The organism is Erwinia sp. E_sp_B01_1 (genome assembly GCF_036865545.1).
In the GTDB taxonomy this organism is placed as follows: domain Bacteria; phylum Pseudomonadota; class Gammaproteobacteria; order Enterobacterales; family Enterobacteriaceae; genus Erwinia.
Genome location: NZ_CP142208.1, coordinates 1,285,161 through 1,309,003 on the forward strand (window position 1 = coordinate 1,285,161; position 23,843 = coordinate 1,309,003).

The window sequence follows — 23,843 nt, forward strand, 5'->3', positions numbered from 1 at the left end:
CAGGTTCAGAACCCGATGCCAGACCATGCATCAGGTTCTGAACCCAGGCTATGTTTGTTCAGGCTGACCGTTGGAAGCGGTAATACCGCCATCTACCGGCAGATTTACGCCGGTAATATAGCTGGCATCATCGCTGGCAATAAAGGCAACTGCACTGGCAATGTTTTCCGGCAGCCCTGCTCGTGCCAGCGGAATACGCTCACAGAATTTATTCAGCAGTGCCTGATTATCTTTTATATCTTCCGTAAGATCGGTCAGCGTAAAGCCGGGACAGATTGCATTAACCCGCACGCCATCAGTGCCGTAATCCATCGCAAGAGAGCAGGTGAAATTAGTAATCGCCCCTTTGGCCGCGTTATAAACGCTTATCCCCCAGTCACCCCCTAATCCGGAAACGGAAGAGATATTCACCACGTTGCCTTTGCTTTTCAGCAGGGCAGGCATGTAAGAAAATAAATCTGCACTGGGGCATCAGGGATGTGTGCTCAGGATCTCTCTGTAAAAACTTTCCTGGCGGGGCAGAATGACAGGCTGGCACCATCGTCTAAACTTAAGAAACAAAAGTTAAAGGAGAGAGCGATGACAGATCACAACGCGGACAAAAAACGTAAAGAAGATCACCATCCGGCTCAAGATAAACCGAATGAGCATGGTGAAATTCCCAGGACACGTGATGACAGTGAAGATGACAAGAAAGATCCATATCAGGACCAGTAAATGCCTGCTTAGCCTTTTTTGTTAAAAGTAATGAGGAAATGTTTTAGAAACAGGCTTTCCCATTGCGCCGGTGAAGCTTAAACTAGCGGACTTTAGGGTGGTCATCGTCGCCCATTTTGACAGGAGTAATCTATGGTTTCCCCGCTGAAAGTTGCATTCATAAAAGCCAACTGGCATGCCGATATCGTTAATCAGGCGCTGGCCGGATTTAAAAATGAGATGGCTGCCCGTGAAGTTGACTGCCAGATTACCGTGCTGGACGTACCGGGCGCCTTTGAAATGCCCCTGCTGGCCCAGCGTCTGGCTAAACGCGGCGACGTGGATGCGATCGTTTGCGCTGCGCTGGTGGTGGACGGAGGTATCTACCGTCATGACTTCGTGGCTCAAGCCGTGGTAACCGGACTGATGGATGTGCAACTGGCAACTGATGTCCCGGTATTCTCCGTTTCCCTGACGCCGCACAATTTCCAGCCTGCCGATGAGTTTACTGGCTTTTACAGCGAGCACTTTATCAAGAAAGGGGCTGAAGCTGCCCGTGCCGTTTGCATGATTAGCGAACTTAAGTAATCTAAGCTGTTACAGCATACGCCGGGGGAGTGTCTCCCGGTGTTGAACCCGAACCCTTAACCCGAACCCGCAATTTGTCCTCCTGACTCAGCCCGCCTGTTAACCCTGTGCAGCAAATCTCAGTATTCCGCTTTTACCAATATCCAGTTCCGCTTTCTCCTTAAGACGCTGCTGACCGTTCTTATTTTGGTCCTACCAATGCAGCCAAACTGTGAGCCGCTTTACGGGTTGCAATAGTGAGGTTATGCAATTGTTGCTTTAAGGTTATCAAAAGAGAAACAATTGCCGCTGCTGACTGCTTTGGTAGGACCAATATCCGAAAACGGCGTTTTTCCCGGACCTGATCCAGCCAACAGCAGCACCCTCTGGCACTCTTTCAGGAGCACAACGATAATGGGTAGCTGGCTACAAAATTACGATCCTCTGGGCAATATCTGGCTCTCCAGCCTGATCGCGGCCCTGCCAATATTGTTCTTCTTCCTGGCCCTGACCAAATTACGCATGAAAGGCTATGTTGCCGGCACCATCACGGTGTTAATTGCTCTGGCCGTAGCGCTGCTGTTTTATCGTATGCCGGTTGATAAAGCCCTGTCTGCCGCTGTTTTCGGCTTTTTTTACGGACTGTGGCCGATCGCATGGATAATCGTCGGGGCGGTCTTCGTTTATAAAATCACCGTCAAAACCGGGCAGTTCGACATCATCCGCAGCTCCATCCTGTCAATAACGGAGGACCAGCGCCTGCAAATGCTGATTGTGGGCTTTGCGTTTGGCTCGTTCCTTGAAGGAGCAGCAGGCTTTGGCGCGCCGGTAGCGATTACTGCGGCATTGCTGGTGGGCCTGGGATTCAAGCCGGTTTACGCCGCCGGTTTATGCCTGATCGTTAATACTGCGCCGGTGGCTTTCGGTGCAATGGGCATTCCGATTATTGTTGCAGGCCAGGTGACCGGCATTGATGCTATGGCGATCAGCCAGATGGCGGGGCGGCAACTGCCGTTCCTGACGATGATTGTGCTGTTCTGGGTGATGGCTATCATGGATGGCTGGCGTGGGGTGAAAGAGACCTGGCCTGCGGTACTGGTCTCCGGTGGCTCATTTGCAATTGCCCAGTATCTGACCTCCAATTTCCTCGGTCCGGAACTGCCGGACGTGATCTCCGCGCTGGTTTCGCTGTTGTGCCTGACGCTGTTTCTTCGCGTCTGGAAGCCGGTACGCATTTTTCGCTTTGACCGCGAGGAACAAGGGCAGGTTGACCGGGATTCACAGCCGGAAAAAAGGTACAGCGCCAGGCAGATTTTGCGGGCCTGGATGCCCTTTATTTTCCTGACCTTTACCGTTACCGTCTGGAGCGTTCCACCGTTCAAAGCGCTGTTTACGCCGGGAGGTGCGCTTTACAGCTGGGTTGCCACCGTAGCCGTGCCTTTCCTGCATCTGCAGGTCACTAAGATGCCCCCGGTGGTGGCGGGCGCTGAACCTTATGCGGCCATTTTCAAATTCGACTGGTTCTCGGCCACGGGTACAGCCATCTTTATCTCGGCGCTGATGGCGATAGTCTGGCTGAAAATGAAACCGGCACTGGCAGTGAAAACCTTCGTGGAAACGCTGCGCGAGCTGGCATTGCCGATTTACTCCATTGGCGCGGTGCTGGCGTTTGCCTTTATCTCCAACTATTCCGGGCTCTCCACTACGCTGGCTCTGGCACTGGCGCATACCGGTAGCGCCTTTACCTTTTTCTCACCTTTCCTGGGCTGGCTCGGGGTCTTTCTGACCGGATCGGATACCTCATCCAATGCGCTGTTCGCTGCTTTACAGGCCACCACCGCCCAGCAGATTGGCGTGCCGGAAGTTCTGCTGGTTGCCGCCAATACCACCGGCGGCGTGACGGGCAAGATGATCTCTCCGCAGTCGATTGCCATTGCCTGTGCGGCCGTTGGCCTGGCGGGTAAAGAGTCGGATTTGTTCCGCTTCACGGTAAAACACAGCCTGATCTTCACCTGTATGGTTGGGGTTATCACCACCCTGCAGGCCTATGTCCTGCCCTGGATGATCCCATGAGCAGCGATCTGTTAGCCGATCGTTTGCGGGTTTATATCAGCGATAATCAGCTGAAACCGGGTCAGCGGCTTCCAGCCGAGCGACAGCTGGCTCAACAGTTAGGCGTCTCCCGCTCGTCCCTACGGGAAGCGATGCAAAAGCTGATCAGCCTGGGCGTGCTGTTCAGCCGTCGCGGGGGCGGGACCTTTCTGCAGCCAGCCGGGCCCGACTGGACAGAGCAGCGGCTGGTGATGCCGCTGAGCACGCTGCTGGCAGAGGATCCGGGTTACCGTTATGACGTGCTGGAAGCGAGGATAGCGATTGAGTCCAGCACCGCCTGGCATGCTGCGAGCCGCGCCACCGGGGAAGACAAAGCCCGTCTGAAAACCTGTTTAGCTGCAATGCAGCACATCTCCGATCGCGAAGACCCGGATCTCGCTGCGCATTCTGATGTGCGTTTTCACCTTACCATTGCGGAGGCTTCGCACAATCTGGTGCTGTTGCAGGCCATGCGGGGCCTGTTTGATTTACTGCAATCCTCGGTCATGCAAAGCCGACAGAGATTGTATCTCCAGCCGACTATCCCTGACCGTCTGGCAGACCAGCACCTGGCCATTTACCAGGCAATCGTTGGCGGTGAGCCGGACGCCGCCCGGCAAGCGATGACCCACCATCTTGAGTTTGTTGCCCAAACCCTGCATGGCCTGACAGAGCAGGAGGCGCGACACGCACGCAGCCTGCGTATCCCGAATGAACCAAACACTAAGTGAGGCCTGAACGTGATTATCTCCTCCTCAAAGGATTACCGAGCCGCGGCAAAAGCGAAAATTCCTCCGTTTCTTTTTCACTACGCTGACGGTGGCGCCTATGACGAACATACGCTGCAACGCAACTGCGAAGATCTGGCGGATATCGCCCTGCGCCAGCGCATTCTGCGTAATATGTCTTCGCTGAGCCTGGAGACAACGCTGTTCAACGAAACCTTGTCCATGCCGGTCGCGCTGGCCCCGGTGGGGCTTTGCGGAATGTATGCCCGCAGGGGAGAGGTTCAGGCTGCCCGTGCGGCGGATAAAAAGGGCATTCCCTTTACCTTATCAACGGTCTCCGTTTGCCCGATTGAAGAGGTGGCCCCGGCCATGAAGCGGCCTATGTGGTTCCAGCTTTACGTGCTGCGGGATCGGGGATTTATGCGTAACGCGCTGGAACGCGCTCAGGCCGCAGGCTGTACTACCCTGGTCTTTACCGTGGATATGCCGGTGCCGGGCGCCCGCTACCGCGATGCTCATTCAGGCATGAGCGGGGCGCATGGCCCTTTACGCCGTTACCTGCAATCGGTGATGCATCCGCAGTGGGCCTGGGATGTTGGTCTGCACGGGCGTCCGCACGATCTCGGCAATATCTCCGCCTATCGGGGTGAACCCACCAACCTTGCGGATTACATTGGCTGGCTGGCGAATAACTTCGATCCCTCCATCTCCTGGAGCGATCTGGAGTGGATCCGTGACTTCTGGAAAGGGCCGATGATCATCAAAGGCATTCTTGATCCTGAGGATGCGCGGGATGCGGTGCGGTTTGGCGCCGACGGTATTGTGGTTTCCAACCACGGTGGCCGTCAGTTGGACGGCGTGCTCTCTTCGGCACGCGCGCTGCCGGCCATTGCGGATGCGGTAAAAGGAGACCTGACTATTCTGGCGGATGGCGGCGTACGCAGCGGGCTGGATGTGCTGCGGATGCTGGCTCTGGGCGCAGACACGGCGTTAATTGGCCGCGCTTTTATCTATGCTCTGGCAACAGCTGGCGAAGCAGGCGTCACCAATCTGCTGAACCTGTTTGAAAAAGAGATGCGGGTAGCCATGACGCTGACCGGCGCGAGTTCCATCGCAGAGATCACGCGTGACTCGCTGGTTGAAGCGGCCAGGCAATAATGGCATTGAGGTCGACCTTTAGCGGCCAGGCAGTAATCGCATCGGGCTGGTCTTAAGCAGCCCCTTAATTTCTCAACAAAACTAACCGCTTAACTTTTAAGCAGGTAAATTTACTCTGGCTCCCTGCGTTAGCCCTGTACTTTTCTTCCGCTCTGCCGATAACCCTGACAGAGAGATTCAGGCGCGCACATTAACGTAGAGGGTAAAATGGATAACTTTCAGAAAGAGATCGACGAGAGGGCAAACCTGGCCTTATCAAACAAATTTGAATTGCTGGTGTTTCGTTTAGGCTCCGATCTCAACGAGGAAAAATCTGAGTTATTCGGAATTAACGTCTTTAAGCTGCGTGAAATTGTGCCGATGACCACCATCACCAAAGCGGCAGGCATGAAGTCCCCGCTGATGGGTATGGCGAACATTCGTGGACAATTCATCCCGGTGATCGATCTGCCAGCCGTTGTGGGCTGTACGCCTGCCACAGGGCTTAACCTGATTCTGGTCACTGAATACGCCCGCAGTACCCAGGCGTTCGCGGTGGAATCCGTGGAAGATATCGTCCGTCTGGACTGGAGTCAGGTGCACGCTGCCGAATCCGGTGTGAGCAGCCGTAACATCACCAGCATCGCCTGTCTGAATGCAGACAAGCAGAACAGCACCATGGCGTTAGTGCTGGATGTAGAACAGATCCTGCATGATGTCATCCCTTCCGTCCGTGAAGTGAAGCAGGATGACATCAAGCTGAAAGAGTTTGATATCCGCCCTGGTTCGGTGGCCATTGTGGCTGAAGACTCCAGAGTGGCGCGTCAGATGCTGGAGCAGGGCCTGAAGGCGATGAACATTCCGGCGATCATGCACAATACCGGGCTTGAAGCCTGGGAGAAGATCAAACTGATGGCGAAGCAGGCTGAAGCTGAAGGCGTCTCTGTCCGCGATAAAATCTCGATGGTACTGACCGACCTCGAAATGCCGGAGATGGATGGTTTTACCCTGACGCGTAATATCAAAAGTGATATTAACCTGCGCGATATCCCGGTGGTGATCCACTCTTCCCTCTCCGGCAGTGCCAACGAAGACCACGTCCGAAAAGTGGGTGCCAACGGCTATGTGGCGAAATTTGAGATCAATCAGCTTTCAGCAGTGATCCACAAAGTGCTGGCAGAGGCGTCAAATTAAGCCTCTGTCCAGGAGGATGTGATTTACGCCGCCGCCCGGCGCAGCCTGAAGAAACCCGGCCGGGCAAACATCACCAGATTGCCCAGCAGGATCAGCAGCAGGCCAATGACCGCATTGGCATGCCAGACATAGCCTTCATAAAGGGTGGAAAGCGTCAGCGCCACCAGCGGAAACAGCAGCGTGCTGTAGGCCGCCTGACTGGCACCGATACGCCCCACCAGAGAGAAGTAAGCGCCAAATCCAATCACCGAGCCGAAAATAGCCAGATAGAGCAGCGATCCCAGATAGCGCGCCGACAGCTCCGGCATAAAGCGATCGCCGTTAAACAGGCTGATCCCGGCCATCACTAAAGCTCCATACAGCATTGCATAGGTGTTAGTGGAGAGGATCTCCAGCCCGCGTCGCTGGTGGCGGGTGCTGATCATATTGCCCAGAGAAAAACCAAAGGTTCCCAGGGCGCTGAGGCCAATGCCGATCAGCAGAGAAGGGGCCATTTCGCTGGATACCAGGTCGTGCCAGAACAGAGCAACGATACCGGTGATGCCAAGCGCTGCCGCGGGTAACAGATTGGGATGCGGACGCAGGCGGAAAAAAATCATGCTGTTGACTGCGTTATATAACACGGCCATAGAGAAAATCACCGACTCCAGTCCGCTGCTGATAAAGGAAGCGGCATGGTAGAAGCAGACAAAATTAAAGCCGAAAACGCAGCAGCCCTGAAGCAGGCAGAAGAGGTGGTCATTAAGGCTGATTTTACGTAACCTGCCCAGCAGACCCAGCACGACAACCATCGCCAGTGCGGCGACCAGAAAGCGCCAGAATACCGAAACGGTTACCGACACCACGCCCTGTTGCATCACAATAGCTATCCACGTCGTTCCCCAAATCACCACCACCAACATATACAAAAGTCCGTTCATCGCTGCCTCTGTCACTGCTTTAGTTACCCGTCAGTGTCGTCGTTGCCGGCCGGTTGCGCTTGCAGCGCGCTGCGGTGACTTGCAAATTCTTGCGGTTATTTTGGACCACAGCCCGGAACCACTGGAATCTGCTTCTGAGCCTCCCTAAACTGAGCTTCTGTTTATCGCCCGAGGTCACTATGAGCGCGCCCTATCAGGCTTTTGAAAATCTGCGTCAGCATCGCGCGCGCCTGCAGGAGAGCGTGCAACTTGGCTCGGGGATCCAGCTCGCCGCCTGGCGCAATGATTTTGACTGCGTCACGCAACGCAGCGATCACCACACCCTGAGCCTGTATGTAGAGGCCGGATTCAACACCTGGCATAAAACCCGGGCAGGCTGGCAGAATGGCGGCGGGCCGGATCGTTTTTGTCTGATGCCAGAGAACAGCGAATCTACATGGGATATCCGCTCTGAATTCTCGTTTGTGCACCTTTACTGCACGGACCAGCATCTGCGCCACCTTGCTGAGCAAATCTGGGACAAAAGCCCGGCCAGCATCTCGCTGGACGAAAAGGTGTTCAGCGAGGATGTGCGGATTACGCAGCTTTACCGGCACTTTTTGCTGAGCAGCGACTGGCAGCAAAACGCTAACCATCTGACGCTGAGCAGCGCTTCAACCCTGCTGATGACCCACTTATTGCAGCATTACAGTGAAGTGTTATGGAAGCTTCCTGCGGTACGCGGCGGACTGGCACCCGGAGTGTTACGCACACTGATCGCCTTTATTGAAGAGAATCTGGCCTCGTCCCTGACGCTGGCAGAACTGGCTTTGCAGGCCGGGCTGAGCGAGTTTCACTTCGCCAGAATGTTCAGGCAATCCACTAAACTGGCTCCTCATCAGTATGTAATGCAGCGAAGAATGGCGAAAGCCGAGCATCTGGTCCGTCACAGCAGACTGCCGCTGACAGAAATCGCGCTGGCCTGTGGCTTCAGCTCCTCCAGCCATTTCAGTAATCGTTTCCGCAGCGTCTATGGTTTTGCGCCTTCTGCTTTGCGCACCTGACCTGAAACTTTTCCTGGTCAGGGGTCTGAATTTGACCAAAAAGCGTTTATAAAGACATATTTACCAGTCCAGCCGGTGTACTGTTTCTTTGTTCGACAGAAGTTAACAAAGAGATAACAATGGGCGATTATTATTATCTGGAGCAGAAACCGCGCCAGGAAGCTCTCAAAGTTGTCCATCGTTCAGGCTGCCTGAAGTTAAGCATTCTGAAACGACAAAGAGAGTTTCTGGGCACGTTTTACACTTCAACAGATGCATTACTTACAGCAAACAAACGTTATGGTTCCAGCCGCCTGTGTCCACTGTGCTGTAGCCAGAAACGCTGATACCCCGGCTGCCTTCGGGCAGCCTTTTCTCCCGGTTGCAATGGCCGCCAGGCTGCTGGTAATCTGACGCTGCCGTTCTTACTCCCGGGAACGGTGCGTGCCTGAACAGGAATGTTGATGATTTGGCTGATGCTTGCGACCCTGGTTGTGGTCTTTATTATTGGTTTTCGTGTGCTTAACTCCCAGACGCGGCGGGCAACCCGCACGTTAACAAAACGGCTGAACCTGGAGCCGGTTTATGTGGAATCCCTGATCAGTCTGATGGGCCGCACCGCCGGGGAAGAGTTTGTGCAGTACCTGGCCCGCGATAATGAAGCCCATATCGCCAACAGCGCCAGCGTGCTGTTGATTTATCAGGTGTTTATCGTTGACGAGTCCGATGAGAGCATGATGTTCTGGCGCGGCGTACTGCGGAAGGCCTACCTGCCTTGTGAACTCAGCAATGAGCATGTGCGGCTGGCGTTAACTTTCCTGCGTGAGCTGGAACCCGATGCCCAGGAAATGCATGCTTTCCGCCAGCGCTATAACGAGCGTTTTGCCACGCCTGAGGATCACCCACCGGGTATGCAGAATAATGTTTATCCGCTGCATTCCCGCCTCAACCGCCACTAAGCTTTATTCCCTTTAATTCTTTATTCCCTGTAAAAGGGGAATTTCGCGCGCCCATTGTGTATTTATTGTTAAATATAATGAATTTAATCGTTAAATAAGCCTGGCGACCACAGACGACTTTTTTCCATATATTTAGCATGGGCATTGTCACGCCTGGCGATTATCACCTGCCCGTTACCCAAAGATTCTTTCCTGAATCAGCATAAACAGAGGGGTTATGCCGGTTTTTTAGCCATAACATAGCTTTATCATTAATTCTTTATTTTTTAACAATATGACAAAAACTTAACTGTATATATTTTGCATTCAAATATTACACTTTGTAACCTATGTATCCATAACATTACGTAAAGCTTCGTCGATATAGATACTTATTAACTCAAATTACATTTTATTAGCATGTGAGAGTCGTGGTGTTATGCTCCTTCAAAAAGAAACTACCCGTCGTAAGTTTTTATTAGGATCGCTGTTAGCCTTACCTTTAGGCGAAATGGTATTTAAGGGAATAACGGCAGCGCAAGCTGCTGAAATGGCCGCTCCTGAGCTGGTCGACTACAAACCGGTATTTTTCAGTGCCGAAGAGTGGCAATTCGTGATGGCCGCCTGCGATCGTTTGATCCCGGCTGGCGGCAAGGGTAAAGCCCCTGGCGCACTGGAAACCAACGTGCCGATCTTTATCGATCAGCAGATGCGCACCGATATGGGCGAAGAGATCTATATGCAGGGGCCTTTCAACGTCAATGCTCCGGCCACTATGGGTTATCAGATCCCGTTCAAACCTCAGCAAATTTATAAAACCGGTATCAAACTGGTCAGCGACTGGTGCCAGAAAAACCATCAAAAAGCGTTCCACGAACTTTCAGATGCGGACAAAGATGCCGTGCTGACTCAGGTTCAGAAAAACACGATTAACTTCGCCGATCTGGGGGAAGACTCACTGAAAGGATCGCAGTTCTTTGCCGGACTGCTGTCGGATACCAAGCACGGTTATCTGGCCGATCCTATGTACGGCGGAAACAAGGGAATGAAGGCGTGGATCGCCATCGGCTTCCCTGGCGCACGAGCCAGCTTCACCGAGTGGGTGAAACAGCACAACGTGCCTTATCCGCTCGGCCCGGTCAGCATTCTTGGCCAGCAAGCTTAAGTGAGTTTTCTCCGTTTTCATCTGATTGGCAGGATTTGATATGGCACTGGTAAACAAAGAAGAAGTCGACGTAGTCGTTGTCGGCCTGGGCTGGGCTGGCTCGCTGATGAGTATCGAGCTGGCTATGGCCGGATTGAACGTTCGCGCGCTTGAGCGGGGTGGCGACAGGACTTATGAAGACTTCGCCTACCCGAAACCGGCGGACGAGTACGCCTACGGCGTGCGCAATAAAGTGATGGCGACCCCGAAAGAAGCCGCACTGACTGTTCGCTATAACATGAGCCAGACCGCGCTCCCAACCCGTAAATGGGGCGCTTTCGCACCCGGTACTGGTGTGGGTGGCTCGGGTCTGCACTGGACGGCTGTATTGATCCGTCCTACCCCAACAGACCTCAAACTGAAAACCTACGCAGACGAAGCCTATAAGCCAGGCATCCTGCAGGAAGATATGCGCATCATGGACTTCCCGTTCACCTGGGATGAAATTGAGCCGTATTACACCAAGTTTGAAAACATCTGTGGCCAGTCCGGCACCACCGGTAACCTGCGTGGGCAGATTCTGGAAGGGGGCGATCCTTTTGAAGGTCCACGCTCTGAGCCATACCCTCTGCCCGCACTGGAAGATACGCTGAACACCACCATGTTCGCTGCGGCGGCGAAGAAGCTGGGCTATCACCCGTTCCCGAACCCGTCAGCCTGCGTATCCCGTGCCTGGACTAACCCTTACGGCAACCAGATCGCCCCCTGCAACTATTGCGGCTACTGCAGTAAATATCCGTGCCTGAACTACTCCAAAGCCTCGCCGCAAACGGCAGTAATGGATTCGTTAAAGCGGATGAAAAACTTCTCTTATGAAGTGAACGCCAACGTGTTGAAAGTGGTGCTGCACGATGACAAGAAAACCGCCAAAGGCGTGATCTACATCGATGAGCAGGGCAACGAGTGCTTCCAGCCCGCGAAAATTGTAGTGCTGAGCGGCTTCCAGTTCGCCAACGTGCGTCTGATGCTGCTTTCCGGCATTGGTAAGCCTTACAACCCCATCACCGAAGAGGGTGTAATCGGTCGTAACTATGCGTTCCTGAGCAACGGCGGCTCCACGCTGTTCTTTAAAGATAAAAACTTCAACCCGTTTGCCACCGCCGGCGCTACCGGTCAGATGATCAATGACATCTCTCCGGGCAACTTTGATGGTCCATCACTGGGCTTTATCGGTGGGGCAAAAATCCACAGCTCTCAGGCTACCGGTACGCCGATCAGCACTGCACTGCCGAAAGGCACGCCAACCTGGGGTTCCGGCTGGAAAGAGGGCATGGAAGAGTGGTACGGCCACTCCATGAAGATCAGCATCACCACGACCTGCCAGTCCTATCGCGATATTTATCTGGATCTGGATCCGAACTACAAAGATGAGTACGGCTATCCCTTGCTGCGTATGACCTTTGACTGGAAAGCGAATGAACTTAAGCTGCAACAGTATCTTAAGGGCATCGTCGGGAATATCACCAAAGAGCTTAACCCGGACAGCTACAGCGAAAGCTTCCTGTCAATGGATGCGCATTTCGACCTGACCAAGTATGTTTCCACGCACAACGTGGGTGGGGCGGTCATGGGCGACAATCCGCAGACATCGGCGCTGAACAAGTATCTGCAGAGCTGGGATGTGCACAACGTCTTTGTGCCAGGGGGAATGCGTTCCCGCAGAACTTCCAGGCTAACCCGACCGATACCATCGGGGCGATTACGCTGATGGCGGCTCAGGCTATCAAAGAACACTATCTGAAAAATCCCGGCCCACTGGTACAGGCATAAGCGAGATGAAAATGAAACTGACCCGTTTTTTAATCGCCAATACGCTGTTGCTGGGCGCAGGTTTTTGTCAGATGGCACAGGCAGATGAGGCTCTGATCAAGCAGGGCGAGTATATTTCGCGCCTGGGCGACTGTAGCGCCTGTCACTCTGTCCCGGGTAAACCTGAGTTCTCAGGTGGGCTGGCGATTGAGTCGAATCTGGGCACCATCTATTCGACCAATATCACGCCGGATAAAGATCAGGGTATCGGCAACTACTCAGAGCAGCAATTCTCTGATGCGGTGCGCAAAGGCGTGCTGCCGGATGGCAAACGTCTCTACCCGGCAATGCCTTATCCTGATTACGCCAAAATCAACGATCGGGATATGCACGCGCTGTATGCGTACTTTATGCAAGGCGTGAAGCCGAGCGCTGAAGCACCGCCGGAAACGGATCTGAGCTTCCCGTTCAGCCAGCGCTGGGGCATGCGTTTCTGGAACTGGGCATTCACGTCTGATAAGCCGTTCCAGCCAATTGGCGGAGCCACGGCAGAAGTGAATCGCGGTGCCTACCTGGTCGAAAGCCTGGGCCACTGCGGGAGCTGCCATACCCCACGCGGGCTGGGCATGAATGAGAAAGCGCTGGACAGCGGCGACGACAAGTTCCTGGCCGGGGGCAATCTCAACGGCTGGGAAGTGCCTTCACTGCGCGGTCTGCCTCGCTGGACAGAGCAGGAAACCGTGGATTATCTGGCAACCGGACGCAATGACAAAGCGGCTGTAGGCGGCGAGATGACTTCGGTAGTTGAGCACAGCACTTCCTACATGAGCGATGCCGACCTGAAAGCCATTGCCGCCTACCTGAAGTTCCTGGGTGGGAACCCACCCGCTCCTGTGGCACACGCTGATGCGGTGAGTCCAACGGAAGCGAAACTCACGGCAGCAAAAAACCTCTCTGAAGGTGAGCGTCTGTATCTGGATAACTGTGGCGCCTGTCACTTCGTCACAGGCAAAGGCGCACCGGGTATCTTCCCTGAGCTGGATCAGGCAACGATTGTGAATGCAGAAGATCCGGGTGGATTGATCCACACTATCCTGGCCGGAGCGCAGCAGCCTTCAACAGCGAAAGCACCTTCGACGCTGGCGATGCCAGGCTTTGCTAACCGTCTCAGCGATGATCAGGTGGCTAAGCTTGCCACCTTTATCCGCCAGGGCTGGAGCAACAAAGCTGAAGCTGTGACAGCAGATCAGGTCGCGGAAGTCAGGAAAACCCTGAAAAAGTAATCTGCACTTAACAGGCAGGAAACGAAGAGAGAGGCGAAAGCCTCTCTTTTTTTATGTCAGAAAGGGGATGCTTCGTTGTGCTCAATAATCGCCAGCGCCAGGCCTTGTGTTGGCGAGAGGGGGGCTTCGGCAAAGGTCAGTCGGGTGTGTGAGAAGGTAAAGGCCAGGGTATCAGCCCGCGCGGTTCGTTCCACCGCTGCCCGAAAAGCCGCATGCCTGTTCCAGGGACCATCGATCACAATGGTGGACGGATTAAGCAGCAGCATAATCTGGCTCAGGGCTTTCCCCAGATAATGCCCGGCAAACTGCATCACCTCATCCACTTTTTCAGGCGATTGCTCCCGCGTTTTCCAGCTTAACCCCGCCTCTTTTTCTGCCAATTGTTGTTCAATCGCCGGAAGACCGATCAGCGCTTCCAGGCAGCCACGTTTACCACAGTTGCACAAAGGATCTTCAGCCACGGTCAGGTGGCCTGCTTCACCAGCCGTCCAGCTGCTTCCACTGTAGATTTCGTTGCCCAGCAGTAAGGCACCGCCAATCCCTTCACCAATACGCAGATAAAAACAGCTGGCTCCTTCAGTCGGGTTATCCAGCGTTCGCGCCTGAAGTGCCGCCGCCCTGACGTAATTCATGATGTGAACGGGTGGGCCAGCCCAGGAGATAAAGGCGGACCGGATGTCGACATTGTGCCAGCCAAGGTGGGAAGAGATATGAAGATATCCGGCTGCGGGATCGACGATGCCGGGAAAGCCCAGCCCGATGCCCAGCAGCTCCGGATGGCGCTGGTATAGCGCCTGACATAACGCCCGGAGTTCAGCCATTACACTGGCCGGATCGCTGGTCTCTGTCGGCCAACTGGACTCTTCAAGGATCTCTGAGAGGTAATCGGTGACCGTCAGATGAATGTGATGGCGCTCCACCATCACGCCAGCCGCTTTGAGCTTGCCACCGCACAGGGCAATGCCAATCTTCGGACGGCCGGCAGAAGTCACCTGAAGTGGCCCCTGTTCCTGCACCCATTCACGGGAAATCAGATCGTCAATAATCAGTGAAACCGTGTTTTTACTCAGCGCCAGATGCCCGGCAATATCCTGCCGGGTGGTGATGCGCTGCTGGCGTAACGCCGTCAGTATCCGTTTTTCATTGTTCAGTCGAAGTAAAGCTGGCCCCTTGCCTGACTCTTTCATGCGGGTTCCCTGATAAACCGTCCTGCCTTAGTCTGGCAGCAAGCGGCTACTTACTACAAGCCTCCCAGACTTTTTCCCCCGCTTTCCAGGTGGACTGCAGGGCCAGGCCTCCGGTTTCTTCTTCCCGCAGCAGGATCACATCACAGGGCGCGCCTGGCTCCAGTCCCTGCTTATGCGGCAGATTAAGCTGAAGGGCAGGGCGGATCGAGGCCATTTCCAGCGCCTGTTGCAGTGAGGCGAGCTGCTGACGCAGCAGATGACTGACCCCCTCCAGCAACCCTCTGGCCGACCCGGCAAGCAACTCTGGCCTGTCGGCTACCGATAACCGGCCCATTGGGCTTAACGCCACCCGACCGCCAATCGGGGAGTCATACTCGCCTGCTGGCATTCCGGCAAAGCGGGTAACGTCACTCACCAGAAACGCCTGTTCCCCCTTGGCCCGCATAAATACTTTCAGCACTGATGCCGGCAGGTGATCGCCATCGGCAATCAGCGCGCAGGCAAGGTGATCTTCCGCCAGTTGCTGCCAGATATAATTGGGATGGCGCGGAAGCTGCAGGTGTGCCCCATTGCCCAGATGGGTTGAAAGCGTTGCCCCGGCAGCCACAGCCTCCGAGATGTTTTCCGCGGTGGCTGAAGTATGGCCCACCGAAACCTTCACGCCGGATGCCACGCAATGACGAATAAAATTTGCGGATTGCGGCCATTCCGGAGAGAGCGTGATCAGCGCTATCCTGCCACCGGCACACTCCTGCCAGTGACGAAACAGTGCGGGGTCCGGCGCTTTGATATGTGCCAGCGGATGCGCGCCCCGCGGGCCATCTTCAGGCGATAAAAAGGGGCCTTCAAGGTGAATGCCCGCCACGGCACGATCCACCCTCTGGCTGGTGCGGCAGGCTTCGGCCAGCCTGGCCACGGCGCTTTCAATCGCCAGGTCACTGGCGGTGATCACCGTCGGCATATAGGTGGTTACCCCTTGTTGCCACAGCAACCGGGTCACCTGGTCAACCATCCCGACTGAGAACGGAAAATGGTTAAAATCCAGGCCGCCAAAGCCATTAACCTGGAGATCCACCAGACCGGGGGCAATGAGCGGCAAATGAGGGTCGCCCTGCAGCGGCAGGATCTGGCCGATCAGGCCTTGTTCCGTGCGCACTTCGATTGCCTTACCCGTACGGTAATCTCTGCCTTTGAGGCTTGTTTCACTCATATCCCTTCTCCTGAATCGCGATCCAGATATAAGGTGCAGGCGGGATGGCAGCGGAGAACGGTGGCGGGGCAGGCAGGAGAAATCGGGCCTTGCAGAGTATCCCGCACCGCCCGGCGTTTGTTTCTTCCGGGCACCATACAGAACAGACGGTGCGCGGCCATCAGCGTCGGAATTGTCAGCGTCAGCGCATAACGAGGCACCGCCTCCAGCGACGGGAAGCAGCCGTCATTGACCTGCTGCTGGCGACAAATATCATCCAGTTCGACCCGTTTCATCTGCTGCGGATCGGCAAAGTCAGCTACCGGAGGATCGTTGAAGGCCAGGTGGCCATTCTCCCCAATCCCCAGACAGACCATATCAATGGGGGCCTGCCGGATCAGACTGACGTAGTGCGCGCAGATTTCCTCACTCTCTCCGGAGCAGGGGATCAGATGCACTTTACCGGGCTTAACCTGCTGAAAGAGATGCTGCATCAGATACGCACTGAAGCGTTGTGGAGCATCTGCCGCAAGGCCGGTGTACTCATCCATATGAAAGGCGGTAACCCGTGACCAGTCGAGGTCTTCTGCGGCACACATGGCTGCGAGGAACGCATTTTGCGACGGGGCCGCAGCAAAGATAATCCTGACTTCCTGACGGGTTTTCAGTAGCTGGCGTATATGGTCCGCTGCCTGTTGTCCCGCCTGAGATCCCATCGTCTGACGATCTTCATACACCGCTACCTGCAACCGATCTACCTGATAATGCTGAACCTTGGTGCTCATTCTGCTCTCCTTGTGGCTTCATTCTGGTAAGCCGGTTTAATTTGTCGATCCTTTGCCGGGCCGTCCTGATTCAGGGCATTCAGCAATTCATCAATTTCGGGAGCGACCGGGCTACGGCGCAACCATCCACAGACACTGTAAACAACCAGCGAGGTCAGAACGGGTGAGGCTACCACTACCGCCGTGGTCACGCCGGGTAGCAGGAACTTCACGATAAAGAATACGGCAACCCCAAGCGCCCAGGAGGCGATGGCAGCCGTACTGCCACTTTTACGAAACCAGGGGAGCAGACCCAACAGCATCGGGATGGAGATGGGCCCCACCAGGCCACCAAACCAGACAATCAGCAACGACAGCACGCCGCCAAAATGCCCGGCGTTGATGGCAATCACCAGCGTCAGCAGAATAAATAGCGTGGTGGTGATCCTCGCAGCCAGCAGTGAGGGGGTGCTGTGAGAAAACCGTTTTGGCAGCAAAACCGGCAGAATATCGCGGGTGACCACGGCGGTAATGGCATTGGCATCCGAAGAAGTCATCGACAGGGTGTGGGTGAACATCGCCACCAGCACCAGTCCGATCAGCCCGTTTGGCAGCAGCTCCATCGCCATTAATGAATAGGATCGTGAAGGATCGGCCAGATCGGGATAAAGCAAGGGGGCAGCCCACATCGGGTAGAACAGCACCAGAGGCCAAATCAGGTAGAGCGAGGCTGAGAGCAGGGCGGCTTTTCGCGCCTCTTTACCGCCGGGTGAAGCGATAAAGCGCTGGGCAAGGTTCCAGGTTCCTCCGTTGTAGCTCAGGGTATAAATCACAAAATAGGCGAGGATAAAACCCAGGGAGTAAGGTTCCTGCACGATAGTGGTATGGCTGGACGGCAGCCGATCCCAGATGGTTAACAGGTTATCTACGCCACCCAGGTGCAGGGCTACCGCACCCACCATCACAATAGCCGCCACAAACTGCACCACAAACTGACCAAAGTCGTTGCAGGCATCTGCCCACAGGCCCCCCATCACCGAGTAAAACAGGCTAAGTCCCCCTGAAATCAGGATCCCCATCAGCGGATCGAAGCCGGTAAAGACGTTGATGATGATCGCAATGGCTGCCCATTTCGCGCCAACATCAAACACCTTCAGCAGTACGCCGCTCCAGGCCAGCACCTGCTGGGTAGGCACATTATAGCGGGTAGCCAGATATTCCATCGGTGACTCAATGTTCATGTGAATGCGCAAACGTGCCCAGCGGGGGGCGAAGATCGCCGCGCCCAGCAACACGGCGATCGAGATCGGAAACGCCCACCAGAAGTAGATGGTGATCCCAACGTTATAGGCGACAGCAGCATAGGCAACAAACACCGCAGCACTGTAGCCGGACATATGATGAGAAACGCCGGAGAGCCACCAGGGCATTTTTCCCCCGGCGGCGAAAAAATCTTTGGTGCTGCCAATGCGACGCATGGCCCACAAGGTAATACAGACAATCATCACTGCATATAAAGCCATCACACTGTAATCAAGTGCATTCATAGCGGACTCCGCAGACGTGAGTGAGTAGGATTTGCCAGCGGCAAATCGGGGGAACATCACCGGTACAGAGAGGTGAGCAGGGCGTTTATTAATTAATCCTTACTTAGGACTAATTAAAAATAGCACTCCCTGATTGGTCGAAATGTGTTCACTGTCACCCTTTGCTGTTTCTGTTTCGCCGTCAGGTCATGCAAAAAACTTATGTCTTAAGGAACCGCAGCGAATTTAACGCCACCCAGAAAGAGTTTAAGGATGCTATGACTGGCCGGGAGAGAGATTGTGTTATCGGGGATCAGAACAGCTTTCAATACATCGGGCCTGCATAATACGCAGCGGGCAGGATCGGCGCGCCAGAGTCAGCAGGGGCAGATCAATGCCCAGCCTGGGGGACGTCAGGGCCAGGTTGTGGCTCAACAGGAGGCGCGCCCCCGTCAGGCGGGCGGCGGCACGCTGGCTGCAACGGCTCGCGAGCAGGGCGGGGCTGCGGGGCAGGGGCTTCGACAGGGGAACGGCCAGCGCGCAACAGGCGGTGGCCGTTTTAAAGCGTTCAGCCAGATGCCTTTGTTCCGGCGAAATGCTGGTGTGGGGGCGTCGACCCGCAACGTTGCGCCGCCCCCGGCTACGGATGCCGGACATTATGAGATGCAGCCTCTGGACCGGCTGAACGTCACCCTTCCGACACTGACCGATGGCTGGCTGGCACAGGACATCCGGGATGGGCTGGCGAGCCTGCACGCTCAGCCGGCAGATAATCAACCCGTTCGTAATCCGCCTCCCGCGCCAGCGGACAATGCCAGCGTCTCTGACGGTCAGTCGGTATCCGGTAATCATTCAATCGCCTCTGAACCGGCAGCCGCAGCCAGTCAGCCTGTGGCCACCTCCACCATGGGAATTACCCTGAATGCAAAGCGAAACGCTTCTGTAGCCGCTTTTGAAGGGCGCGATGTACAGCGAGCGCTGGTCAGACAGACCGTGGGTCACGCCAAAATGCATTATCAAAGCGTGGTGGCCAGCCGGGATGACCAGCAGCACACCCTGCTGGAAGACGGTGGACGGCTGCTCTCGTTGCACTCCGCTCCTGATGGCGTCACAGGGATAGCGCACAGCAAGGCCAATCCTCAGTGGCAGCGTGAAGAAATCCCCGGCTCCTCTTTCCCCAGAAAGCGGGCCTCCGTGGTGACCGATCATGCACTGACCTTGAGTGCCGACCAAAGCACCGTACAGATTGCGCGGAATGGCGCACCAGCCCGGCAACCTGCCGCTCAGGTCAGATTGCCGGATGCCGCCATCCTCAGCCAGCTTTCAGGCGTGCACAAGCAAACCTCAGCCAGCGGCACTACGGCCTTTCGTCTGCACAAGGACAAACTTTACCAGCTCGCCTCGCAGGATGAGGGATGGAAACAGGCTGATTTCCCGCTGCTGGATAAAGAGAAGGATCAGTCAAAACTCTCATTACAGGGCGATAATGCGCTCTATGTCATCCATGACGATCGCCACCTCCATAACCTGCAAACCCAGACGCAAAGCCCCCGTTTTGAGGACAAAATCAGCAATGTTTCCGTGGCGCCTGACGGACAGGCTTTACTGTTGCTGACCGGTGAAGAGAGCAAACAGCAAAGTGTGAAATGGCTTGCGCGCTCAGACAGCCCAGCCGGGTCTCACCGGACCCTGGGTGTTATTCCCCCTGAAACCACGCTGGCGGGGATTACCCAGAACGATCGGCATATTCTTGCCGCCGATCACCAAGGGCGTTTACTGGTTGCCACCCGTCCCGGTGAACAGGGAGATTCACTGGATTTTTCGGCAGAAAATAACCAGACGCTGCGTAATCAGCTCCATCAGCAAATCGCCGATATCACCGGAGATCGCTTCCATGTTCAGGATTTTATCCAGGCCGGTGGCACTATTCATGCGCTGGTGAAAGATGGCATGGATCGCCAGCATGCTATTGCATTGAACCTCAACCCTTCTCAGCCCCGGCCACCTTCGGGCTGGAATCTCACTGACAGCCTGGTCATGGACTTCCAGAAAGGTTTGCCGGAAATCACGCCTCAGCGGGGTGAGATTGTCGATATCGGCATGGCCGGCAAACTGTCGCTGCAGGAGGGTAAAGTGCATTTCTTTAATGACACCACCCGCCGTTGGGAAGCCTCTGACGTCAAAGCCGATCGGCTGCACGCCGGGCAGGATGGTCAGGCCTGGGTGATGAAAGACAACCAGCTGAAGCGACTCAAGGTCAATCTCTCCAGCAACGCCGTGAGTTTCAATCAGAATGTCTTCGCTCTTCCTCAGGTGAAGAAAAGCGTCAGTGAAGATTTGGCGATGCCGGGGCTGGATAAAAACCAGAAAACGCTGGCGTCTGCGGTACTGGACACCGGACGCTACCTGACGCTGCAGGACAATGGTGACGTGCATTTTCATCAGGTGGACAGCGAAAGCCGCCGCGATAAAAAAATGACGCAGACCTTTAGCCATCAGGCGCTGAGTCAGGCTATGAATCGTCCGATAAACTTTATCGGGCCTGCCGGTGAACCCGAAATGCACAAGCTGACAGACCTGGCTTTAGGGCCGGAAAATCAACTGATTATGCTCAGCGATAAAGGCAAAGTTTTCAGTCTTAGCCAGGAGAACTGGCAAAAAGGGAAGCTGTCACAACTGCGTGAAGAGCGCTTACCCAACCTTGCGCAGGGCGACGAATTTGAACCGCAGGAGGCCGCAAAACCGTCGAAGCTTCAGGGCAATCAGAAAGGTCATCTTCTGCTGGAAATGGACAACAAACGGATGCTGGCTCTGGAAAAAGGCGAGTGGAAACCCATCGCTAATGGCGTATCCGCTGGCGATCGGTTGCAGGAAAATCTGGCAGATCAGCATTACGATCGCCTGAGTGCAGCGACCAAAGACGCCAGACTGGGCAGGACCGGCATTACTTTCAAGCGTGAGGTTAATACGTTCGGGCAGTCCGGCCATGACGGGCATAAAGTGCATACGCCTTTCAAAACCCGGCTGAGTACCTTCGTTTTCCGTCCCACGCTGGAAACGCCCCGCCCACTGAAAAACATGGCTAACCTGATCCAGCATGCGCATGGTGGCCGTCAGGGCTTATCCGACATTTATCAGCAGCAAAGCCAACAGCTGGCGGATTTAAATCAGCATCTGCACAGCCTGCAAAGGCTGAAATCTCCTGGCTCCGTCAGGCCGGAAGAGCCCCTGAGCCTTAAGCTCAAAACGCTTTCCACTCAACAGGCGCTTCCTGGCTGGTTTGGTGAAATGCAAAAATTTTCTACCCAGCTGGCTGACAGCGCAGCGCATCAGGCCGGGCTGTTGCAGCAGCAATATGGCCAGCCTGCGGGAAGCGTTAAGCAGCAGTTGAATACCCTCACCGGCAACCTGAACCCGGCCAGCACCCGGCGGGACGATCTTACCAGCAAGCTCGGTTTGCTCTTTTCGCTCCAGCCGACCGGCAAAGGCAATCTTGCCCAGATGGCCCTGTCAGACCTGCAAAACCAGGGGGTGCAGCTTTCGCATCAAAAAGCGTCGGCTGAGATCCCCGTTGGGTTGAATCGCGACAAACATGACAGCATGGGGCTGATAAAGTCCCGTCTGATCCTTGATGGCCTGACCAATGCCAGAATGCACGATCTGGCCGGACGCCTGTCGACTGCGATGGCGTTGGAGGGGGATATTCGCGAAAAAACGCTGAATGCGCTGGGCAACGAATTCCGTCAGTTGCGGGATCGGGAGTGGGAAAATAATCCGCTTAAACAAGTCACCAGCCAGGGGTTTACCGGCAATGACAAGCTGGAGTCCAACTACGATGCGATGAAGTCGATGATCAAGGCCTTTACCAAAGAAAATCATGGTATGAACGTCACCACGCGAACGGTGATGCAGGCGGAAGATCAGCAGACGCTCGCCCGGAGAATGCAGGACACCGTGTTATCAATGGAAAAAGGGGAAAGCCTCTCTTTCAGCCGATCCTACGGCGCAGCAACGGCGCTGACCGGTATTCCGGGCACGCAGATTATTGCTGGCGTGGGCGGAAGGGGAAATCTGGATCGGGGCTACAGCATGAACCTGACCCGTGGAGAAGGGGGAGTCAACGTCAGCTTTGGGCGGGACGGCGGCGGTAGCGCCACGGCATTTACCGGGTTTGGTTACAATCTGCTGACCGATTATATGAAAGATTCCGCCCATGAGGTGCCCATTGATCATGACCGTAACCTTTCCCCCGCTCTGCGTTTAGGGGGCGTGGTCGCTGCGACGCCTCTGGATCTGAAAAAGCAGAACAGCGTCAGTTTTGATATCACGGAGGCTGAGCTGCCGGAGTTTATACAGGGACTGACCGACGGCACCCTGGATCCCCTTTCCCTGCTGAACAGAGGAATCAATCACAGCGTGAAACAGGGCACTGTAATGAGCGTCAGTCTGGATGCCAATGCCGCCGCACTGGCTTCCGCCGGGGTGCCGTTGACCAATAAACATGAAAAAGATACGCCTGCCAGCTTCCGCGTAGGCGGCGGAGCCTATGCCGGGGTGAATGTGCTTTCGGGATCCCGTGAAAGGGGCAGCAGCAGCAAAGAAGAGAGCACCACCTTCAGCCGCAGTAATAACCGTCTGCGGGGTCTGAACAAAGCTTCAGTAGGGGCGAACTTTGCCCTGCCCACCGGCGTGATGGTAAAGAACGACGAGGGGCGGATGCCCTTTTTTGCCGGGCCGGCGGCCAGTATCCAGTTGTCTATTGATAACCGGACCAGGCAGAGCCTGTCGCTGGAAACCAAAAATGCCCGCCCGCCGGAGCCGGTGCACATTGATAAACTTATGGAGACCCTGGGGAAAAGCTTTGCCGATCCCAAAACGGCCGCGCTGATGGAGGCACTTAAAGACAAAAAGGATGACGCAGAGGCGACTCCCCTGACATCGCGTCAGAAACTGGCGCAGCTGAACACCCATTTTGCTTCGGGCAACAGGGCGACAATGAACAACGGGCAACAGGCGGCCTTACGCGATCTGGATAAACTCACCCGTCAGCAAAGCGCGGCGGATGGGGGAAAAAGCTGCTGCAAAGCGGCGAGTATCAGACTACCTATGCCAACCTGAGCAAGGTGGACAGCAATGGCCTGTGGCACCAGCTTTCTCACCTGCTTGACGGTAAACTGAATGCCAGCAATGCCACCCGGATTCGCGAGCTGATGGGCAATGATCACCAGCTTCAGTCGCTGATTGCCACGCTACAGGATAACGTCAGTACCGATGCCACAGTTACGCTGGAGCTTAAGGATGAAGTGCGGGAAAGGCTGGAGAAACGCTGGCTGGAGCACGGCAACAGCCCGGAAGAGATGATGGCGGAACTGACCAATCGCGATAATTTGCGGCTGAAATCGATCGCCTTTACCAAAACGCAGATCAAGACCGATGGTTTTGCCACCCCGGCATTTCTGTTAGGGGGATCGAACAACGCCTCGGTATCCATGAAGCGTAATCTCGGGAAAATCAATTTCAGCTACGGTGAAAATCAGGACACACCCACTCAGTACGCTCTGGATGGGCGAATTGCCAAAGCCACAACGGATCTTGCCAGCGCGCTGCAGCGCGGGCAGGAACAGCACTTTGTACTTAAGGGGTAACGG

Annotated in this window: 15 protein-coding genes and 3 pseudogenes; 12 read left to right on the top strand and 6 right to left on the bottom strand. The window is 55.2% G+C overall.

The genetic code is table 11. The annotated features are described in order from the left end of the window. Positions 1–48: 48 nt before the first annotated feature. A pseudogene (locus VRC33_RS06310) lies at positions 49–447 on the bottom strand (SDR family oxidoreductase); the annotation flags it as partial. A 132-nt stretch (positions 448–579) separates the two neighbouring features. On the opposite strand from VRC33_RS06310, the gene VRC33_RS06315 reads away from it, so the two are divergent. From VRC33_RS06315 to VRC33_RS06340, 6 genes are all read left to right on the top strand, one after another. Then, positions 580–717 carry a hypothetical protein gene (locus VRC33_RS06315; RefSeq protein WP_338561970.1) on the top strand — a complete coding sequence of 46 codons (138 nt, stop codon included), beginning with the start codon at positions 580–582 and terminating at the stop codon, positions 715–717. A 132-nt stretch (positions 718–849) separates the two neighbouring features. Further along, the gene (locus VRC33_RS06320; RefSeq protein ID WP_338561973.1) at positions 850–1,284 is read left to right on the top strand and encodes a 6,7-dimethyl-8-ribityllumazine synthase; all 435 of its coding nucleotides are present in this window, start codon (positions 850–852) and stop codon (positions 1,282–1,284) included. A gap of 393 nt (positions 1,285–1,677) precedes the next feature. Continuing rightward, positions 1,678–3,336, top strand: a complete 1,659-nt coding sequence (gene lldP / locus VRC33_RS06325; RefSeq protein WP_338561975.1) for an L-lactate permease — start codon at positions 1,678–1,680, stop codon at positions 3,334–3,336. Continuing rightward, on the top strand, positions 3,333–4,085 hold the full coding sequence (gene lldR, locus VRC33_RS06330) for a transcriptional regulator LldR (protein WP_338561977.1): 753 nt from the start codon (positions 3,333–3,335) through the stop codon (positions 4,083–4,085). The genes lldP and lldR overlap by 4 nt, the downstream gene beginning before the upstream one ends. A 9-nt stretch (positions 4,086–4,094) precedes the next feature. Then, positions 4,095–5,240: an FMN-dependent L-lactate dehydrogenase LldD gene (gene lldD, locus VRC33_RS06335; protein ID WP_338561979.1), complete on the top strand. Its 1,146-nt coding sequence runs from the start codon at positions 4,095–4,097 to the stop codon at positions 5,238–5,240. A gap of 207 nt (positions 5,241–5,447) precedes the next feature. Continuing rightward, complete coding sequence (locus VRC33_RS06340; protein WP_338561981.1) at positions 5,448–6,413, top strand: chemotaxis protein; 966 nt, start codon at positions 5,448–5,450, stop codon at positions 6,411–6,413. A 23-nt stretch (positions 6,414–6,436) separates the two neighbouring features. On the opposite strand, the gene VRC33_RS06345 is transcribed toward VRC33_RS06340, so the two are convergent. Continuing rightward, entirely contained in the window at positions 6,437–7,333 is an 897-nt protein-coding gene (locus VRC33_RS06345; protein WP_338561983.1) for an EamA family transporter, read from the bottom strand. A gap of 179 nt (positions 7,334–7,512) precedes the next feature. Here VRC33_RS06345 and VRC33_RS06350 point away from each other — a divergent pair, with 179 nt between their 5' ends. The 5 genes and pseudogenes from VRC33_RS06350 to VRC33_RS06370 all read left to right on the top strand — a co-directional run bounded on the left by VRC33_RS06350 (position 7,513) and on the right by VRC33_RS06370 (position 13,529). Beyond that, the gene (locus tag VRC33_RS06350; protein WP_338561985.1) at positions 7,513–8,376 is read left to right on the top strand and encodes an AraC family transcriptional regulator; all 864 of its coding nucleotides are present in this window, start codon (positions 7,513–7,515) and stop codon (positions 8,374–8,376) included. Positions 8,377–8,819: 443 nt separating this feature from the next. Next, entirely contained in the window at positions 8,820–9,314 is a 495-nt protein-coding gene (locus tag VRC33_RS06355; RefSeq protein ID WP_338561988.1) for a DUF1198 family protein, read from the top strand. 418 nt (positions 9,315–9,732) lie between these two features. Beyond that, complete coding sequence (locus VRC33_RS06360) at positions 9,733–10,458, top strand: gluconate 2-dehydrogenase subunit 3 family protein (protein ID WP_338561990.1); 726 nt, start codon at positions 9,733–9,735, stop codon at positions 10,456–10,458. 40 nt (positions 10,459–10,498) lie between these two features. Then, positions 10,499–12,267, top strand: a pseudogene (locus VRC33_RS06365) (GMC family oxidoreductase). Positions 12,268–12,278: 11 nt separating this feature from the next. Continuing rightward, entirely contained in the window at positions 12,279–13,529 is a 1,251-nt protein-coding gene (locus tag VRC33_RS06370) for a cytochrome c (protein WP_338564103.1), read from the top strand. A 56-nt stretch (positions 13,530–13,585) separates the two neighbouring features. Here the strand turns inward: VRC33_RS06370 and VRC33_RS06375 are convergent, their stop codons facing one another. From VRC33_RS06375 to VRC33_RS06390, 4 genes are read right to left on the bottom strand one after another with little or no spacing between them, the layout of a single operon-like run. Then, positions 13,586–14,716 carry an ROK family protein gene (locus tag VRC33_RS06375; RefSeq protein WP_338561994.1) on the bottom strand — a complete coding sequence of 377 codons (1,131 nt, stop codon included), beginning with the start codon at positions 14,714–14,716 and terminating at the stop codon, positions 13,586–13,588. A gap of 46 nt (positions 14,717–14,762) precedes the next feature. Further along, positions 14,763–15,926: an amidohydrolase family protein gene (locus VRC33_RS06380; RefSeq protein WP_338561996.1), complete on the bottom strand. Its 1,164-nt coding sequence runs from the start codon at positions 15,924–15,926 to the stop codon at positions 14,763–14,765. Then, on the bottom strand, positions 15,923–16,690 hold the full coding sequence (locus VRC33_RS06385) for a glucosamine-6-phosphate deaminase (RefSeq protein WP_338561998.1): 768 nt from the start codon (positions 16,688–16,690) through the stop codon (positions 15,923–15,925). The genes VRC33_RS06380 and VRC33_RS06385 overlap by 4 nt, the downstream gene beginning before the upstream one ends. Further along, positions 16,687–18,216, bottom strand: a complete 1,530-nt coding sequence (locus VRC33_RS06390; RefSeq protein ID WP_338562000.1) for a sodium:solute symporter family protein — start codon at positions 18,214–18,216, stop codon at positions 16,687–16,689. Before VRC33_RS06390 ends, VRC33_RS06385 begins: the two co-directional genes overlap by 4 nt. A gap of 885 nt (positions 18,217–19,101) precedes the next feature. On the opposite strand from VRC33_RS06390, the pseudogene VRC33_RS06395 reads away from it, so the two are divergent. Continuing rightward, positions 19,102–23,840 (top strand): annotated as a pseudogene (locus VRC33_RS06395) (AvrE-family type 3 secretion system effector). Positions 23,841–23,843: the final 3 nt, after the last annotated feature.

Excerpts from the sequence above, each read along its gene's own strand:
- VRC33_RS06315 (WP_338561970.1), top strand. The coding sequence starts at position 580 with ATGACAGATCACAACGCGGACAAAAAACGTAAAGAAGATCACCATCCG.
- VRC33_RS06320 (WP_338561973.1), top strand. The coding sequence starts at position 850 with ATGGTTTCCCCGCTGAAAGTTGCATTCATAAAAGCCAACTGGCATGCC.
- lldP (WP_338561975.1), top strand. The coding sequence starts at position 1,678 with ATGGGTAGCTGGCTACAAAATTACGATCCTCTGGGCAATATCTGGCTC.
- lldR (WP_338561977.1), top strand. The coding sequence starts at position 3,333 with ATGAGCAGCGATCTGTTAGCCGATCGTTTGCGGGTTTATATCAGCGAT.
- VRC33_RS06340 (WP_338561981.1), top strand. The coding sequence starts at position 5,448 with ATGGATAACTTTCAGAAAGAGATCGACGAGAGGGCAAACCTGGCCTTA.
- VRC33_RS06345 (WP_338561983.1), bottom strand. The coding sequence starts at position 7,333 with ATGAACGGACTTTTGTATATGTTGGTGGTGGTGATTTGGGGAACGACG.
- VRC33_RS06350 (WP_338561985.1), top strand. The coding sequence starts at position 7,513 with ATGAGCGCGCCCTATCAGGCTTTTGAAAATCTGCGTCAGCATCGCGCG.
- VRC33_RS06355 (WP_338561988.1), top strand. The coding sequence starts at position 8,820 with ATGATTTGGCTGATGCTTGCGACCCTGGTTGTGGTCTTTATTATTGGT.
- VRC33_RS06360 (WP_338561990.1), top strand. The coding sequence starts at position 9,733 with ATGCTCCTTCAAAAAGAAACTACCCGTCGTAAGTTTTTATTAGGATCG.
- VRC33_RS06370 (WP_338564103.1), top strand. The coding sequence starts at position 12,279 with ATGAAACTGACCCGTTTTTTAATCGCCAATACGCTGTTGCTGGGCGCA.
- VRC33_RS06375 (WP_338561994.1), bottom strand. The coding sequence starts at position 14,716 with ATGAAAGAGTCAGGCAAGGGGCCAGCTTTACTTCGACTGAACAATGAA.
- VRC33_RS06380 (WP_338561996.1), bottom strand. The coding sequence starts at position 15,926 with ATGAGTGAAACAAGCCTCAAAGGCAGAGATTACCGTACGGGTAAGGCA.
- VRC33_RS06385 (WP_338561998.1), bottom strand. The coding sequence starts at position 16,690 with ATGAGCACCAAGGTTCAGCATTATCAGGTAGATCGGTTGCAGGTAGCG.
- VRC33_RS06390 (WP_338562000.1), bottom strand. The coding sequence starts at position 18,216 with ATGAATGCACTTGATTACAGTGTGATGGCTTTATATGCAGTGATGATT.